The 15,417-nt window shown below is 43.3% G+C and carries 12 protein-coding genes and 1 tRNA gene; 10 read left to right on the top strand and 3 right to left on the bottom strand.

Annotated features, from left to right (window positions below; genetic code table 11):
* Positions 1–79 precede the first annotated feature (79 nt).
* Both ACOOFG_RS04570 and ACOOFG_RS04565 read left to right on the top strand, forming a co-directional pair.
* Positions 80–2,194 (top strand): hypothetical protein, encoded by a 2,115-nt coding sequence (locus ACOOFG_RS04570; RefSeq protein ID WP_420422460.1) that lies wholly within the window; start codon positions 80–82, stop codon positions 2,192–2,194.
* Between the two features lie 177 nt (positions 2,195–2,371).
* Positions 2,372–3,706: a hypothetical protein gene (locus ACOOFG_RS04565; RefSeq protein WP_420422459.1), complete on the top strand. Its 1,335-nt coding sequence runs from the start codon at positions 2,372–2,374 to the stop codon at positions 3,704–3,706.
* A 9-nt stretch (positions 3,707–3,715) separates the two neighbouring features.
* Here the strand turns inward: ACOOFG_RS04565 and ACOOFG_RS04560 are convergent, their stop codons facing one another.
* Positions 3,716–4,954: an amino acid permease gene (locus ACOOFG_RS04560; RefSeq protein WP_420422458.1), complete on the bottom strand. Its 1,239-nt coding sequence runs from the start codon at positions 4,952–4,954 to the stop codon at positions 3,716–3,718.
* 82 nt (positions 4,955–5,036) lie between these two features.
* A complete protein-coding gene (locus ACOOFG_RS04555; RefSeq protein ID WP_420422457.1) occupies positions 5,037–6,152 on the bottom strand; it encodes a DUF1207 domain-containing protein in 1,116 nt (371 codons plus the stop codon).
* A gap of 248 nt (positions 6,153–6,400) precedes the next feature.
* Between ACOOFG_RS04555 and ACOOFG_RS04550 the strand changes: the two genes are divergently transcribed.
* Positions 6,401–6,766: a hypothetical protein gene (locus ACOOFG_RS04550; protein ID WP_420422456.1), complete on the top strand. Its 366-nt coding sequence runs from the start codon at positions 6,401–6,403 to the stop codon at positions 6,764–6,766.
* Positions 6,767–6,793: 27 nt separating this feature from the next.
* Here ACOOFG_RS04550 and ACOOFG_RS04545 read toward each other — a convergent pair whose 3' ends face one another.
* Positions 6,794–7,516, bottom strand: coding sequence for a class I SAM-dependent methyltransferase (locus ACOOFG_RS04545; protein ID WP_420422455.1), 723 nt, complete (start codon positions 7,514–7,516; stop codon positions 6,794–6,796).
* A 90-nt stretch (positions 7,517–7,606) separates the two neighbouring features.
* Here ACOOFG_RS04545 and ACOOFG_RS04540 point away from each other — a divergent pair, with 90 nt between their 5' ends.
* From ACOOFG_RS04540 to ACOOFG_RS04510, 7 genes are all read left to right on the top strand, one after another.
* On the top strand, positions 7,607–8,860 hold the full coding sequence (locus ACOOFG_RS04540) for an MFS transporter (protein ID WP_420422454.1): 1,254 nt from the start codon (positions 7,607–7,609) through the stop codon (positions 8,858–8,860).
* Positions 8,850–10,127: an MFS transporter gene (locus ACOOFG_RS04535; protein ID WP_420422453.1), complete on the top strand. Its 1,278-nt coding sequence runs from the start codon at positions 8,850–8,852 to the stop codon at positions 10,125–10,127. Before ACOOFG_RS04540 ends, ACOOFG_RS04535 begins: the two co-directional genes overlap by 11 nt.
* The gene (locus ACOOFG_RS04530) at positions 10,117–11,361 is read left to right on the top strand and encodes an MFS transporter (protein WP_420422452.1); all 1,245 of its coding nucleotides are present in this window, start codon (positions 10,117–10,119) and stop codon (positions 11,359–11,361) included. Before ACOOFG_RS04535 ends, ACOOFG_RS04530 begins: the two co-directional genes overlap by 11 nt.
* On the top strand, positions 11,351–12,646 hold the full coding sequence (locus tag ACOOFG_RS04525; protein ID WP_420422451.1) for an MFS transporter: 1,296 nt from the start codon (positions 11,351–11,353) through the stop codon (positions 12,644–12,646). Before ACOOFG_RS04530 ends, ACOOFG_RS04525 begins: the two co-directional genes overlap by 11 nt.
* Before the next feature lie 3 nt (positions 12,647–12,649).
* Entirely contained in the window at positions 12,650–13,945 is a 1,296-nt protein-coding gene (locus tag ACOOFG_RS04520) for an MFS transporter (RefSeq protein WP_420422450.1), read from the top strand.
* Positions 13,946–15,250 (top strand): MFS transporter, encoded by a 1,305-nt coding sequence (locus tag ACOOFG_RS04515; RefSeq protein WP_420422449.1) that lies wholly within the window; start codon positions 13,946–13,948, stop codon positions 15,248–15,250.
* Between the two features lie 66 nt (positions 15,251–15,316).
* Positions 15,317–15,389 (top strand) — tRNA-Ile (locus ACOOFG_RS04510).
* Positions 15,390–15,417 lie beyond the last annotated feature (28 nt).

Raw genomic sequence — 15,417 nt, 5'->3', positions numbered from 1 at the left:
GCCTCCTCGAAATCGTACAATTGTAGATGTCAAAAAAATAATATTCAAGCTTTTGATGAAATGTTGTACAATTTGAGGCATGGGTGTAAATTTCTCGTTCACAGATACAGACTTGGTTTCACCAGATGGAAAAATCGTGCAGATCGAGCAGATCGACAAGCGAACCGTCATGGCTGATGTTTTGATCGAAAAAATCTCGTCGATCTTTTTAGGTTTCTCTTTGCCTCCAGAAAAGGTTTTGTTCAACATTAAGAGTACTCTTGCTCAGTTAGGCGTACATGCTTACAAAGAAGAGATGCAGCTCTCAAGTACCCTGCGCACAGCTGAAGTTCGAGTAAAACTTGAGGCAATCAATGACATTGGAATGGAGCTTTTACGCTATCTCACCGTTGATGCCTACATCGGAAAGCTTTTTGCTGCAGATGATTCAAGACGGGTGCGGGACCCAGAGTACCTCTCCCGTATGTTTGGACGGACAGACCGGCGCGGGCGACCTCTCCTCTCTTTGGGAGAAAAAGCAGACCGCTCTGATTTAAAACTCGAGAAAATGGATGGTCGCACTGTCGCTTTTCTTTCGCTAAAACCAGGAACCTATTCGTATGATGATTCGATCAAAGGAATCCTCCCAACCCTTGCGAAAGGCCTCACTGAACCCCATATCAAAATTCGTGAATTTCTCCACCTGACACAAAAATATAATCCCGAAGGAAAACGGTGCGTACGCTCTGGTGAGCTTCTCCTTGTGAAAACGATTCCTCTTCATATTCGTACGGTTTTTGCTCGGGTTGTGAATGAGCTTTTACCTGAAGGGATGACTCACACTGCAGCTTCAATTTTGCAACCCGATACGTTTGCATCTGGTGATATCTATGAATTCTATGGCAAATGTGAGACTGAAGTGGAGACGATTCCTCTCGAGTTTTATACTCTTTCTCCATACCGTGAACACGTCTTTTTCTCCGATAGAGACCAATTGCAAGCTTCCATTGAAGATCCCGAAACCCTCTTCCAGGCTATGGAAACTGCACCTGGTCCACCTCATCATAAATGCTCTGTCTTTGTAGTGAAAGGAGATCAGCTACTGAACCTCAAAAGTTCTGATTGGATTCAAAAAGAATCAGGATTCCAATCCTTTCCGGGATATTTCTTTCCTTCAGAGCAAGCAGCTAAGGTCGAAGCCTACTTGCATGCTCAACCCTCCTATCCCTTTTTAGAAGCCATAGAGAATGGGGGCATCACAAGCCAAGGGATCTTGCTTTGCCGCTATTTCCCTTCACCTATTATGAAACGAATGCTCATCAGTGAGCAAGTTCACCGTTGTTTGAAAGGAATCTATTTTCAGTACCCTTCTCGTTCTCATGGCGAGTTTTTTTCTCACGAAGACCGTTCGATGCTCATCGACTTGGCGAAGTTTGGTATCCGTGTCTTTTGGCTGGATGAACGTACGCATCAAATCCTCCAGTATGTCCCCCGTGCAGATAAAGATTCAGGGATGTTTGTCCCAACGCCAAAAGTCGAAACATTTATCAATGCGACGATGGTTGGAATTTACGGTTCAAATCTGATCGAGGGGCCATATGACACCTTGCTCAAGGAATTGATGGCTGGACTTCTCGCAATGAAAGAAGAAATGAATCACCCCTTACTCAACCCCAAAACGCCTCTTGCTCTAGTAACAGGAGGAGGACCCGGAGTCATGAGTTTAGGCAATCAGATTTCAAAAGATCTGGGATTGCTTTCTTGCGCGAATATCATCGATTTTCGATCGAATAAAGAAACTGTGGTCAATGAGCAAAAGCAAAACCCCTACATCGAAGCAAAGATGACCTACCGCTTGGATCGTCTTGTCGAGCGTCAAGCAGAGTTCCATTTGGATCTCCCCATCTTCTTAACTGGTGGGATCGGGACGGATTTTGAGTACACTCTTGAAGAGGTGCGCCGGAAAACAGGCGCTGGTGAAGTCACACCGGTTCTCTTAGTTGGAGACCCTACCTATTGGAAGCAAAAGGTCGGAACCCGCTTTCTCACTAATCTTGAAACAGGCACGATCAAGGGCTCAGAATGGGTGAGCAATAGTTTCTACTGCATCCAAACGGCTAAGCAAGGGCTCAAGGTCTATGAAGACTTTTTTTGTGGGAAGCTTCCCATTGGGCCGAAGGGGCCGATCTTCCGTGACGGGTTTGTTGTGGTTTGAAATTCTCGATAAAAACGAAATAAAGTACACCACAATAGCAAAAACTATAATTGAAATAATAATTATTACCATTTTTTTAAGATTCTTTTTTATTTCGTTCATCATTGACCTCTATTAGAATTTAACTTATACTACCTTGAAAAAATTCTCTATTCAAGAGTTTAATCGAGGTTTATTTTGTCTCATTCCTGGGATCAGGTTCGTTCTCACGTTGGCGGAATTGCTGGCTTTCTTGCGCTTCATCGGAAGATTAAGCAAGCGGGTCAAGATCAGGGCTCAGCCTTGAAAACGCTCGATCCCTTCCAATCGACCATCAACGAAAGGGTTAAAGAGAAAGTAGAAGAGATTTTTGACGAAAGTCTTAAGCCTCAATCATGGTATGCAGCAGCTAAAAAACGACTGACAAACACTCTTTGCCCAACATCCCAGGCTGTCATCGATCGAGCAGCATTTGTCGAAGAAAAGGCTTCTCAAGCTGAGCACACCATTCATAAACTCACATCTTTGCCTCGGGCAATCCCTTACATTGGGATTGGGACCATGGTTCTCGCTGGAGGGTTCACGCTTTCGTTTGTCACACTCAACCCTGTGAAGCTCTTTTTAGTAGCTGGTATCTTTTTTTCAATTATTAACAATCACTCTGCAATGACAACTCTGCTTCAAGACTTTCAAAGAGTTGCCAAGCTAGGACAAAACCTCTTACGTCAACCGCTTGAAGCTCGTATTGCGATTAAGCGATGGGGGAAAAATGTCGTAGATGCAGCCTACCAAGATCCCTCTTCCTTAAAAGATCCACATGCATTCCACTTAACGAGTGTCACCCAGATGGGAATCGAAAAAGCTTTTGGAACGCGAGAAGAGTTTGAAACAACGGTCGATGAGTTCATTCAAAATAAAGCCTGCCGGCCTATTCGAAACTTTGAAAAAAAGCAACGCTTTGAGCTGATTTCTCGTATCTCAGACGCGATCATTAAAAAAGTTTGCGTCATTGCCTCCACTCAGCTTGTTCGCATTACAATCACAAATCTCACAGGTTTGGGATTCGTTGCTCTGCTTTATTGGGGTACTCATTACCACCTTGACACAGCGTTAGATCATTGCGAATGGTGGACTCCCCTCACGTATACCTGGAACAGAGTCTTTCCGGTAAGTTACATTCATCAGTTTCCAGAAATGTGTCATCGGTATTTGTATCTGACATATATCAGTGATATCACAAAATGGGCGCTGCGCTTCTACATTTGGAATCGTATGATTAAAGCCTGGGAAGCAAGTCGTGAAACAGCAGTAGACGACTTAATCCGCCCCGTTAAAGATTGGAGTGTGAATACCTGGAGCAAACTTTCAAAAGCATTTCAAAACAAAACTCAAGATATTTCAAAAGCTGTTTTTGGAATCTTCCAATCGATTGAAGCAAGGCTTTCAGGAACTTCCCAAAAAGAACCTGAAGTAGCTTTGGCTAAAAAACATATCCAATGTTGCTGGAAAACTGCGAGAAATGAACTTAGCTAGCCCAGCAGCCTAACTGAGAGCCGGTAACCATCCTCTTGTTGCCGCAATCTGAAAAAAGATCACAAACAGCGATCCAACAAGCATGAGCAGCATGAGCAGCATGAGGAATTTTCCACCAAAGACCTTAAACCGCTCTTGTTTCTTTTCAATATAACGCCCTTTCCACACCATGAGTACAGGCAAAATCCCATATAAAATTGCCACGAAGACTCCGGCATAACCGATCGCAAGTAGAAACCCTCTTGGGTAGAAAAAGGCAAAGAGAAGAGGTGGCGTAAACATCATGACGAGTAGGATAAAGCGACCTCGAACCGTCTTCTTGATGTGAAAGCCATCGGCTAAAAAGTCGTACAGACTTAAAGCCACTCCAAAAAAGGAGGTAACAAGAGCAAAGAAAGAGAAAAGTCCAACGAGTGTTGCAATCCACGAAACTCGTAAGAAATGATTGAGGGCCTCTGTCAAACCCGAAACTGGGTGCGCTGCAGCCCCAATTGACTCAAGACCGTACTCCCCTGTTAATGGAAGCATTCCGATGATGAGCGATTCCCAGACCAAATAAAAGAATAAAGGGATCAGGCTTCCCCAAAATAGCGACACCCTGAGTTTATGCACATCTCCACTAAGATAAGTGCGAAGACTTGGCACAATGATATGAGAGGTAAAAGAAAGGATCACAACGGGAACAGCTGCCCAAATGTATTTGGGATTTCCACCACTAAAATGATCCCAATGCACATGAGGAGTCACAAATATGAGTAAAAGAAGGAAAGATCCAGCAAGACCAAACATGCAAAGCCGGTTAATGACATCGACGGCACGCGTCCCAAAGACCACAATCAAGCCAAAGACACAAAGAAAGAGTAGCACTCCAACATTCGCCGAAACGTCCATTTTCCAGCCGGCGCTTAAAACTTCTGCAATCAAAGACCCTCCACCAGAAAGATAGGCTGCTGCAACGGCATAGAGCAAGAGTAGAAAGGAAAGCCAGGCGATAAGCTGGCCAAAGGGTCCTAACCGCTCTTTTACCATTGAAATCAGGTTTGCATTGACTTTGGTTGTCATCAGATTGGCCTCTAACAGATAAAAGAGGCTCGTTAACATAAACAAAAAGCAGACAATGAACAGAATTGTCGAGTAAAAAAAGCCTGTCACTCCAGTCGTTAATGGAAGTGCGAGCATCCCCGCACCGATTTGCGTTCCTGCAACTAGGAGGGTACTTCCTAGCGTCTTATTGCGATAAATTTTCATAGAAATTCAACCTAAGCCGTTACCTTATCCCTCTTTGGGGATAAAATCGTCTAAATCAGAGGTAAAGCTTGGTTTTGGGTTTTTAAAAACCCCAAGATAATCCAAAGCCACCATATGACGTACGTTCTTTAAAAAATTGGCCTTCAGAATACCCGTTATGGTAATTAATGAAAATACGCATTTTTCGGCCAACCCCTTGGAGTTTACTCCATTCGTACCCAAGCATCGGGTTGACATCGAACTGCCAGTGGTTCACTTGCCAGTTACGAATGTAGCCAGCAAAGAAAAAGGTACCATAAAGTTTATGGTAGAAATTCTTAGTCCCCCAAAAGCGGAACTCCCCTCCATACTCGATATAAAAAGGGTCGATATGGAAAGTGCTATCACTATGGAAAACCCAACCAGGACCAATGTAGAGCCTCAAGTTTTTCGTCACTTGGTAGGCCGTAAAGAAGTCAATAGCTTCCATACTGGGGTTCAGCCGCTTAACTTCTGGGTGGTTCACCATGTACTCGTCTCCTAAGTGGCACGAAACATGGTATACCCGAAGGCGAAAGGCCCACTTATTGACAGCATATGAAAGTGGAATCCCCACGAGATAGTCGGTATTGACAAGCTCGGCGAATTCTCCATCACGTCCTCCTGCGCCCATGTTAAAAACCGACCAGATTCCTGCCTGAATGTCGATTTGAAGGTCTCCTTTCCAACGGAAGACATTGCGCCATCGATAAATCGGGAAATTATCGCCTAATGAAACTGCAATTGTGTGTTTCCCCATGATATGGTCTCCAATCCGATAGGCGGCAGAATAGATCGTCGCCATAGGGTTGGCGATCATTGGAGGATAGAGAACAGTCGTCTGGGGAAACCAAACTCCTGAAATTTGAGGCTTTACTTCTCTCTTTTCCAGTTTTTCGAGCTTTGCTTCAGGAAATTTATCGACTTCTGTCACTGACTTCACACCAGGCATATCAGCAACAAAGCGGATAATACTGCTTTTGATGAGGTCGTTTTTGGGAAGGTTATAGAGGTAAACGTCCCCATTTTCTACATAGACCAGGACGTCAAACTCGTAGTAATGAGAGTTGACCATCGCTTGGATGTACCCTTCTAAATAAGCATCTTCCTCATTTTCAATATGTTCCTTTGGAATGCTATCTATGCGATTCGGAGGAGCTTCAGCAAGTAACTCGTCCATAGGGATCGACAGGGCAGCCTGGAGCCTTAAGGAACCGGTTAATAGCAAACAAAAGAATATCCCTATTCGTTTTTTTTTCATTATCAGTAGCTTAAAGGATGAAAATTCGCCGCCCCCTTTCTCAGAGCCGCTCTTAAACTCTATATACAAAAGTAGGGCGATTATGGGCAGTAAAAATTATTCAACAAAGAATTCGCTATTTGCTAGAATATAGTTAGGGATAACTTAGGTAAAGTAGGGGTACATCTATGGAAGAGCCTATTACTCCAGAAGAGGATCTTGCAAAAGAGCTTCATAGGCAAGAACGAGAAATTCACGGCAATCTTTTTCACATCAATCAACTCTATGTCCACTGCTGCGACGAATCGCTATCAATGGATGATGTTGAGCAAAACTGCATGCCAATTTTAAGCAAACTGCGTAAAAGCAATCCGTTAGTCGCTAATGAAATCCAAGAGCTTCTCTCAAAGAAAGACCGCCAAAAGCTCTTAGACTACTTTGAAACAGAAAAGCAAAACCTCATCCAAGTCCTTCAAGATGAAACGAAAGGGCAACACATGATTGAAAAACAGATTAACGAGATGCGAAACGAAAGACATCCTACGGATTCCTAGAAAATATAGGTAAATTAAATAATTCGCCTACCCTCTCTTAACTGCTACTAAGACCCTCGTAGGAGGAAACATCTTCCATTGGAGTGGGCTAAGGCTCACCTTATATCCCATTTGGAAAAATTGGGCAAATTCGTCAAGTTTTTGAAAATCAAGAATGGCAACTTTGCCTCCTGGTTTCAAAACTCGATCGATTTCTTGAAGGGCCTTTTCGCGCCCTTTCTTCGTTTCAATATTGTGCATCGCTAAGGAAGCAACTACACAATCAAAAAAACCTTCTTTAAAGGGTAGCTCCCTCATATCAGCACTTTGAACTTCTGCTGTTTTTTCAACTCCCTCGATTTGAATATTTTCCAGAGTTCTCTCTATTCTGTTTTGGGAGAGATCTTGTTTTCTCCAAATATCTACTCCATAAGCTTTCCCCTCACAAAGCTTTTTAGCCACTCGAATCAGTAGGCTCCCCTTGCCACAACCCACATCGAGAACTTTTTCAGACCCTTCAAGTTTCAATTGCGACACCATCCGATCAATTTGGGAAAATTTCCCCCAAAAGCTACTGTAAAGCATCCAAAGAGCTTCGAGAAAAAAGACGCTGCTAGCAAGAAGAATAGGTAGAGAAACAAAAAGAGAGACATTCCACAGAAACAGCGCAAAGGCGATTCCTATTCCTCCACCAACACCAAAATAGAAAATGATATTTGGGGCATCGATGCCGTATTTTGCTCTATCCATGCTGATAAAATAGCAAAACATCACTTTTGAAAGTAGGTTGAAAAATAAAGATGATAAATATTTTTTTTTCTTGTAAACCTAAAAATTGACGTGTTTCTGATTTGGTTTAGGATGAACTCAAGGCGAAAATCAAGACCTGAAAAGCTCTCTTCTCTTACTTGGACGGCTTATCTCGTATGGGCTTTATCACTGATTTTTATCTTCTATGTCTATCTCATTCAATCAAGTGTCTTTGCCGTCGCATCTAGTGAAATGATTGGCATGGGCCGAGAGCTAATCCCATTTAATCTTGCGATTGTTTTGTTCCAACTTCCCGTAGCATTACTCCTGGATAAAATCGGACCTAGGCGCGTCACATCTATCTTCATTTTTGTGATAGGTCTCGCCTCTCTTCTGCTCAGTCAGTCCAGATCAGTTGCAGCTATTTGGTGGAGTGTTTTTTTGGTAGGTGCTGGAGGAGCCGCTACAATTGTGAACATCTTTAAACTCGTGTCTAACTGGTTTTCGCCAAAGCGGTTCACCATCATGCTTGCATGGACTTTTTTCGCATTAGTCGTAGGAGTTCCAATCTGTCAAATTGTCTTCCATGAACTCTTAAACTTGTTCGAATGGCCAGAAATCACATTTACCTACGGTTTGTTTGGAATCCTTTTTGCGATCCTTTTCTTTGCTCTTGTTCGTGATTCGCATGCACCTCTTCGCCCCCCCAAAAAATTCAATTTCAAACGCTCAGTAAAAAAAGCATTGTCTAGAAAAGAAAACTATCTTTTAGCTCTCTTTTGTGGACTTGTCTTTACCCAATGGTTTGCCTTTTACGGAATCTGGCATACTCAGTTTTACCAAGATATGTACTTATTGAAAGCCTCAGACGCTCGTCTGCTCAACTTCGCGCCCATCTGCTCTTTTGCCATTGGCGTAGTCTTTTTTCTCTACGTGGCATTCTATTTGAAAAAACGGAAAGTTTTCATGATGTCTGGGCTCATTGTCGCCATTATTTTGAGCCTCTGCACTTTTTATATCAAAGAGATGTCTTTAGGGGTTCACGTTGTATTGGATTGTATCATTGCTTTTTCCATCAGTACATCAACACTCGTTTATACACTCATCTACGAGAAAAATTTACCAACAATTGCTGCAACAGTCATCGGAATGCTTCAAATCTTTCTCGCCTTCTTCAAATTGATCGGTGAAAGGCTTATTTTATTCATTATCGAGATGACAACGAGGCACAAGCCTTCTTTTACTTCGATCTCAGGAGAGAGTTTCCAATCTGCTCTGATCGTCGTTCCCTTTTCTCTAATCGCAGCTTTTATCGTGCTCATCTTTATTAAAGAAACCTACGGAAAACAAGTTTATGAAGAGTAAGATTGAAAAAGAACTACTCCCACACCCTCGTCAAGGTTTTGCCTATTTCATCTGGGCGATTTGTCTTATCTTTAACTTCTATCTCTACCTCGTGCAATTCAGTGCGTGGGGTGCGACCTCTGAAAGATTAGTTGGCAGCAGCTTTCCCTCACTTGGAGTGGGACGTCTTCTTCTCTCGTACAATGTAGCCGTCATCATTTTTCAATTCCCAATCGCCTTGCTCATTGATAAGTTTGGCCCGAGAAGAATGACCAGCTTAGTGATTCTTGTATGCGCGATTGGAGTTTTAATTCTTAGTTTTAGTGGATCTGCAGGAGAGTTTTGGTGGGGAGCTTTTTTGATGGGGCTTGGTGGAACTGTGACGACTGTCAACATTCTTAAAATCGTTTCCAATTGGTTTCACCCCAGGAAGTTTACTCTTCTTCTTGCCTGGACATTTTTTGCCCTGATTATCGGAGCCATGGTAGGACAATGGCTGACTCATCAACTTACTCACAATTTTGATTGGTCAAAGGTCATGTTCAATTACGGTCTGATCGGGATTCTCTACGCCATTATTTTCTTTGTTTGCGTGCGTGACTCAGCCGTGGGAATTAGTTACAAAATTGTGCCTCCTCCAAGACATTTCAATCTTTCAAAATCAGTAAAGAAAGCCCTCAAAAAAGGAGAAAACTATGCTCTTGCAATTGGTTGTGCTCTAGCTTTTTCACAATGGTTTTCATTTTATGGAGTTTGGCATCTTCGTTATTTCAAGGCATCCTATATTCATGAATCACCTGATACAATTTGGATGAACCTTTACCCCATGATTGGGTTTGCAATCGGAATGGTTGGCTTTTTATACCTCGGATACTACACGAAAAGACGCAAAGTCTACATGCTCTTCGGAACTGCCGTTGCCCTTATTCTATCTATTTGTACTCTCTACATCCCAAACCTCCCTTTTGGTCTCCACGTGACTCTAGACTTCGTTGCAGCGATAAGCGTAGGAAGTATGGCTTTAGCTTATGCAATGATCCATGAAAAAAACATTCCTGCAATCACGGCAACAGTGGTCGGCATGATCGTCTTTTTTCTAGCTGTTTTCCGCTTGCTTGGAGAAGTCTTCATTTTAACAATCCTTGGGTCATTTGGAGACAATCCTGCAACCTTTTCCGTTGCTGACTATCAGTCGGCTTTAATTGTCCTTCCTTTCTCCCTGCTTTTTGCTTTGATCGCCCTTGTTTTTGTGAAGGAAAATCACGGGGAACAAGTTTATGAAGAATAAGCCCTCGATGATTGTGCATCCACGCCCTGTTTATCCCTATTTGGTTTGGATGATCTGCAACCTGATTAACCTTTACGCTTTCCTCCTTCAATTTAGCTCTTGGGATGTCAGAAGCCATTTTCATGAAAAAGGACTTCTTTTCACTGCTGATAAAGGAGTCCTATTCACCCCTTTCGTTTTAGCTGTTATCATCTTTCAAATTCCCGTTGCTCTTTTCATCGACAAATTCGGCCCGAGAAAAGTTTCGAGTCTTACGCTCGTCATTGCGTCTGCGGGCGTGATGCTTTTTGGGTATACCCATTCTCATACGCTACTTTGGATTGGAGTCTTCTTAATGGGGCTAGGAGCTACCATCACCTACGTCAATACCTTTAAACTGATTGCAAATTGGTTTTCTCACTCCCGCTTTCCATTTCTGGTAAGTTGGACCATCATTGCAATCATCATCAGCTCGATTATCGGGCAACCCTTAATCATCCTACTGGCAAAGCAGTTTGGTTGGACCAACTTACTGATGAATTTGGGAATGTTAGGCATCGTCCTGGCCCTTATTTTTTTCTTTTTTGTTCGAGACCAACATGAATCAGCTCTATCTCAGTTCGACTTTGGTCCTTCACTTAAAAAGGTCTTCAGCTCACCCAATACCTATTTGATAGCCCTTGCAGGGGCTGGAATCACTCCTTGGATTGCTTCTGTAGGATTTTGGCATCATGCTTACTATACAGTGGCCTATGAAATGAGCGGCGGTGATGCAGCCTTTATCAATTTGATCGACATGCTTGGGTTTGGAATCGGGGCTCTCTTCTTCTCGATTTATGGGAAGAGGGTTGGTAAACGAAAAGTTCTGATAGGTGGAGGAGTCTTAGCTTCCCTCCTTGTCACCTGCCTTCTCTTCTTTGCTCCTCGCTTTTCCCTCCCTTCCGTTGTCCTTCTAACTGGTCTTGGAAGTTTTTTCATCGGAAGTGTGACGTTAACTTTTACCCTTATTTGCGAAAATAACCATTTCAAAAGCGTTGGCTTATCTGTAGGAATCCTCTGTTTTACTGTTGCCCTCTTGCGTTTTATCGAAAATCTACTTATTAGCTTGATAATAACAGGAAAGAGCAAAGTACCAGTTGAAACGCTTTTAGAAAGTTCTACAAAAGAATTTCAGCAAGGGTTAATCCTGATGCCAGTGTTTCTCTTGCTCTCTTTCATATGTGTGATTTTTATCAAGGAAAATTATGAACAGTAATACTCCTGAAGAAAGTGGACCCGTTGTCTTTCACCGCCACCCGAGACCTTATTATCCGTGGGTGATGTGGTTACTCTGTATTTTATTGCATTTTTACAACTTTATGCTTCGGGCAAGTACCTATGCGGTGCGCCCTTCAATCATCGAAGAGTCTACTTTCACCCTCGGTTCAATTGCAGCATTTCTTGATTTCTACTCCTATGGACTCATTTTGCTTCAAATTCCGGTCGCGATCATGATCGATCGATTTGGCCCAAGAAGAATCTCTAGTATTGGCCTTCTTATTGCCGCTATTGGCGCTATCCTGTTTGGCTATGCAGCAAACATCGACCTGCAGCGCATCTTCCTATTTATCATGGGAGCTGGATCAACGGTTGCCCTTTTAACAGCCCTCAAAATCATCTCAAACTGGTTCCCTCACCGGTACTTTGCAGCCATGGCAGGTCTAACCTCATGTATTAGTGTCATCGGAGGTGGGTTAGGACTCTACCTCACCCAATATCTGACAAAAACATTTGAGTGGCGTCAAACAATCATTGATTATGGTATTATTGGTGTTCTCTACGCCTTGCTTTTCTTCTTGATTGTTCGCGACTCAGAACCTGGAAGACGATTCAATATCAACCCCACGCCTTCGAACGTCAACTTCAAAGCAGCTTTAAAAAAAGCTTTTGGCAAAAAAGACTCTTGGTTCATCGCGCTCTTTTCGGGCTGTATTATTGCTCCATGGACAACTTTTCTTGCTGTTTGGCAAATCCCCTTTCTCCAAGTCTCCTATAAAGTCTCCCCTGATACTGCATCTCTCATCAATCTGACAAGCATCTTAGGGTTTGCAATTGGAGCCCCTGTCTTAGGGTGGATTTCGACGCAGGCAAAAAGGCGAAAAATCTTTATGATCGTCTGCCCACTTTTGAACGTCCTGTTCTTTTGTTTAAAAGTCTATGTACCCAATATTCCTGCGCCACTCGTCGGCATGCTCTCTTTCCTCGGAACATTTTTCGTCGCATCAGCCATCTTATCTTATACAATGACCCATGAAAAGAACCTCCCCCTTATCACAGCAACTGTCGTCAGCCTTGTTCTCATTTTTAACAACATCATCCGCATCCTTCACGACTACTTTTTTGATCACATTTTTGGAAGCAAACCCGCAGAACTCTCTTTACTCCCCATCGAAACCATACGCCTAGCTCTGATGATTGTCCCCATCTCTTCCCTCATTGGAGTGATCTTTATCCTATTTGTCAAAGATACAAAGGCTGAGCAGCTGACCGAGGAAGCTTAAAAAATGTCGCGAGAAGAGCCCATTCAATTGCACCCTCATCCGCGGCCCTTCTTTCCCTGGGCAATTTGGTTTTTGAGTGCTCTCTTTCTCGTCTATCGTGAAATCTTGATCGTCAGCCCAAGTATCATGATTCCCGAGCTAGAATCCTCCCTAAAAGCTTCCACTGCTGACATTAGCCTCATTGCTTCCATGGCGATCATCCCCTTTATCCTTTTCCAAATCCCCTTTGGAATTCTCATTGACCGATTTGGCCCAAGACGAATTACAAGTTTTGGAATCCTGACAGCCGCAATTGGATGTTTAATCTTTGCGATGAGTTACAACACTTTTTCTGCCTGTTTCGGACGAGCCCTCATTGGAATCGGTGGCGCCGTGAGTTTTGTTAACGTGGTTAAAATTCTCTCAAATTGGTTTAAACCCCAGCTATTTGCCTCAATCTTAGGAGCTACAATTTCCCTCGCAGTCTTAGGGATTCTTTTTGGAGACCTCGTCCTCGTTAAACACATCCAAACTTTCGGTTGGAGAGGTGCAATGATCCACTACACCATTATTGGTGTCGTTCTCGCCATTCTCCATTTCATTTTTGTTAGCGATAAAAACCCGGCTTTGCGATACGACATCAATCCAAGAGATCGCTCGTTCAACTTTGGTTTCTCGTTTAAAAAGCTCCTGAAGCAAAAGCAAACTTGGATTTTAACTGCTTACGCAACATTTTCAGAAGCCCCTCTCTTCATTTTCGTAGGAGTTTGGGCTCTTCCTTTCTTAACAGCTTTTCATCAATTGAGCTTAAGCGAAGCAACCTTCATCAATAACTTTTATCTGATCGCCACAGCCCTCTTTGCTCCACTATTTGGCTATCTCTCCACTAAAATGAAAAATCGTAAGATCTTCTTAATGATTGGGACGCTTATTGCAACACTTTCTGTTCTTGCTATTCTTCATCCTCCTACAGATACAAAAGCCATGACCATCGTGAGTTTCTTTTGTATGGGGATCGGAGTGGGAGTCATTCCCCTTTGTTACGTTGTGATGCATGAACGCACAGTCCCTCAACTTACAGCTACAAGCGCAGCAATTTTAAATACTTTCTTTGCTCTTCTCGGAGCTGCAGGAGACCAATTTATCGGACTTGTCTTAGACAAAAGATGGGTCGGAAGTTATTCCAAAGCCATACACTCTTACTCTGCTGAATCTCTTCAACGCGCCCTACTACACATTCCCATTTGGTTTGGGGTCGCCTTTGTGATTTCCTTATTTATCAAAGACACAAAAGCCAAACAAAAGTATTTCGAGGACTAAATGAAACCATCTAAAATTCAAAAAGCCGTGACACCTCATCCTAAGCCTGTTTATGGCTGGGTTGTCTTCGCCATCAGTGTCCTCTTCGTTTTCTACAAATACGTGCTCGAAGTCTCCCCAAGCATCATGACCAAACAACTCATGACCGAGTTCAAAATCGATGCTGCAGTCGTAGGACATGTTGCCGCCTCATACTACTACGCTTATACCATCATGCAAATTCCTGGAGGGCTGCTGATTGATGCGTTTGGCCCCAGGAAAACCACGACTGTTGGTCTCCTTTGTTGTGCTCTTGGCGCCTTACTCTTTGGGTACAGTGAAAACGTGATTCTGATGGCTTCTTCCCGCTTCTTAATAGGCGTCGGAGCTACATTTGCGATTTTGAACACGTTTAAAATCAACTCAAACTGGTTTCCGGCTCACAAGTTCGCCCTCCTTGCAGGTCTCACCCTCACTTTGGGAACACTTGGAGCTGTCTTCGGCCAAGCGCCTCTTTCTCACCTCATCAACTACGTCGGTTGGCGCCAATCTTTTATCGACCTTGCAACTTTTGGTTTCATTTTCTCCGCCATTTTCTTCATCTTTGTCCGCGACAAGCCGCGCCATCCGGCTTACGATGTGACTCCATCCACAAAAGGAAAAGTGAAGCTTTCAGATGCTTTGCGCCACACGATCAGGCGTGGGCAAACATGGATTCTATCCATCTATTCAGGTCTCTCATTTGCTCCCGTTCTTTCCTTTGCTGGACTTTGGGGTGTTTCCTTTATTGAAGCAAAATACCATGTCGATCGGACAACTGCCTCCTTCCTGACATCGCTCGTCTTCATTGGATTTGCCGTAGGAGCCCCACTTTTTGGTTGGTACTCTTCTTTCATTGGAAAGCGCAAGCCTGTCATGTTTTGGGGAACTTTTATCGCCTTGATCCTTTTAACGCTCGCTATCTACCTTCCCCCGATTCCCTTTTTCCTTTATGCGACCTTACAGTTCGCAATCGGGTTTAGTATTTCGGCCTTCCTCCTTTCCTTTTCTGTCATTCACGAAATCAATGTTCCTCTTATGACTGCAACAGCCATTGCGATCATGAACACCCTAAACGCCCTTTTTGGAGCCATCACCGATCCTCTCATTGGGTGGTTCCTCGACCTCACAAAACACTCTCCTTTTCATGATGGGTCTCCCACCTTTTCTCTTACCGACTACCACCTCTCTTTTGCGATCATGCCCATCTACTTGATCGTTTGCCTCTTTTTGCTCAAGTTCATTAAAGAGACAAATTGTATCCAAACAGTTGAGGACAAACCGTAATCCAAAACAACAAAGTCCTTGTGCTCTCACCTAAAAATCCTTTATGATATTCCTCTTACCCACTATGGGGCAGTAGCTCAGTGGTTAGAGCAGCGGACTCATAATCCGTTGGTCGTTGGTTCAAGTCCATCCTGCCCCATTTATCATAAATTTTTTGGAGGTTTATA

Source organism: Simkania sp., from assembly GCF_965215465.1.
GTDB lineage: Bacteria > Chlamydiota > Chlamydiia > Chlamydiales > Simkaniaceae > Simkania.
This window is presented reverse-complemented; position numbering and strand designations above follow the sequence as displayed.

Excerpts from the sequence above, each read along its gene's own strand:
- ACOOFG_RS04555 (WP_420422457.1), bottom strand. The coding sequence starts at position 6,152 with ATGGACGAGTTACTTGCTGAAGCTCCTCCGAATCGCATAGATAGCATT.
- ACOOFG_RS04515 (WP_420422449.1), top strand. The coding sequence starts at position 13,946 with ATGAAACCATCTAAAATTCAAAAAGCCGTGACACCTCATCCTAAGCCT.
- ACOOFG_RS04570 (WP_420422460.1), top strand. The coding sequence starts at position 80 with ATGGGTGTAAATTTCTCGTTCACAGATACAGACTTGGTTTCACCAGAT.
- ACOOFG_RS04540 (WP_420422454.1), top strand. The coding sequence starts at position 7,607 with ATGAACTCAAGGCGAAAATCAAGACCTGAAAAGCTCTCTTCTCTTACT.
- ACOOFG_RS04525 (WP_420422451.1), top strand. The coding sequence starts at position 11,351 with ATGAACAGTAATACTCCTGAAGAAAGTGGACCCGTTGTCTTTCACCGC.
- ACOOFG_RS04520 (WP_420422450.1), top strand. The coding sequence starts at position 12,650 with ATGTCGCGAGAAGAGCCCATTCAATTGCACCCTCATCCGCGGCCCTTC.
- ACOOFG_RS04550 (WP_420422456.1), top strand. The coding sequence starts at position 6,401 with ATGGAAGAGCCTATTACTCCAGAAGAGGATCTTGCAAAAGAGCTTCAT.
- ACOOFG_RS04545 (WP_420422455.1), bottom strand. The coding sequence starts at position 7,516 with ATGTTTTGCTATTTTATCAGCATGGATAGAGCAAAATACGGCATCGAT.
- ACOOFG_RS04560 (WP_420422458.1), bottom strand. The coding sequence starts at position 4,954 with ATGAAAATTTATCGCAATAAGACGCTAGGAAGTACCCTCCTAGTTGCA.
- ACOOFG_RS04530 (WP_420422452.1), top strand. The coding sequence starts at position 10,117 with ATGAAGAATAAGCCCTCGATGATTGTGCATCCACGCCCTGTTTATCCC.
- ACOOFG_RS04535 (WP_420422453.1), top strand. The coding sequence starts at position 8,850 with ATGAAGAGTAAGATTGAAAAAGAACTACTCCCACACCCTCGTCAAGGT.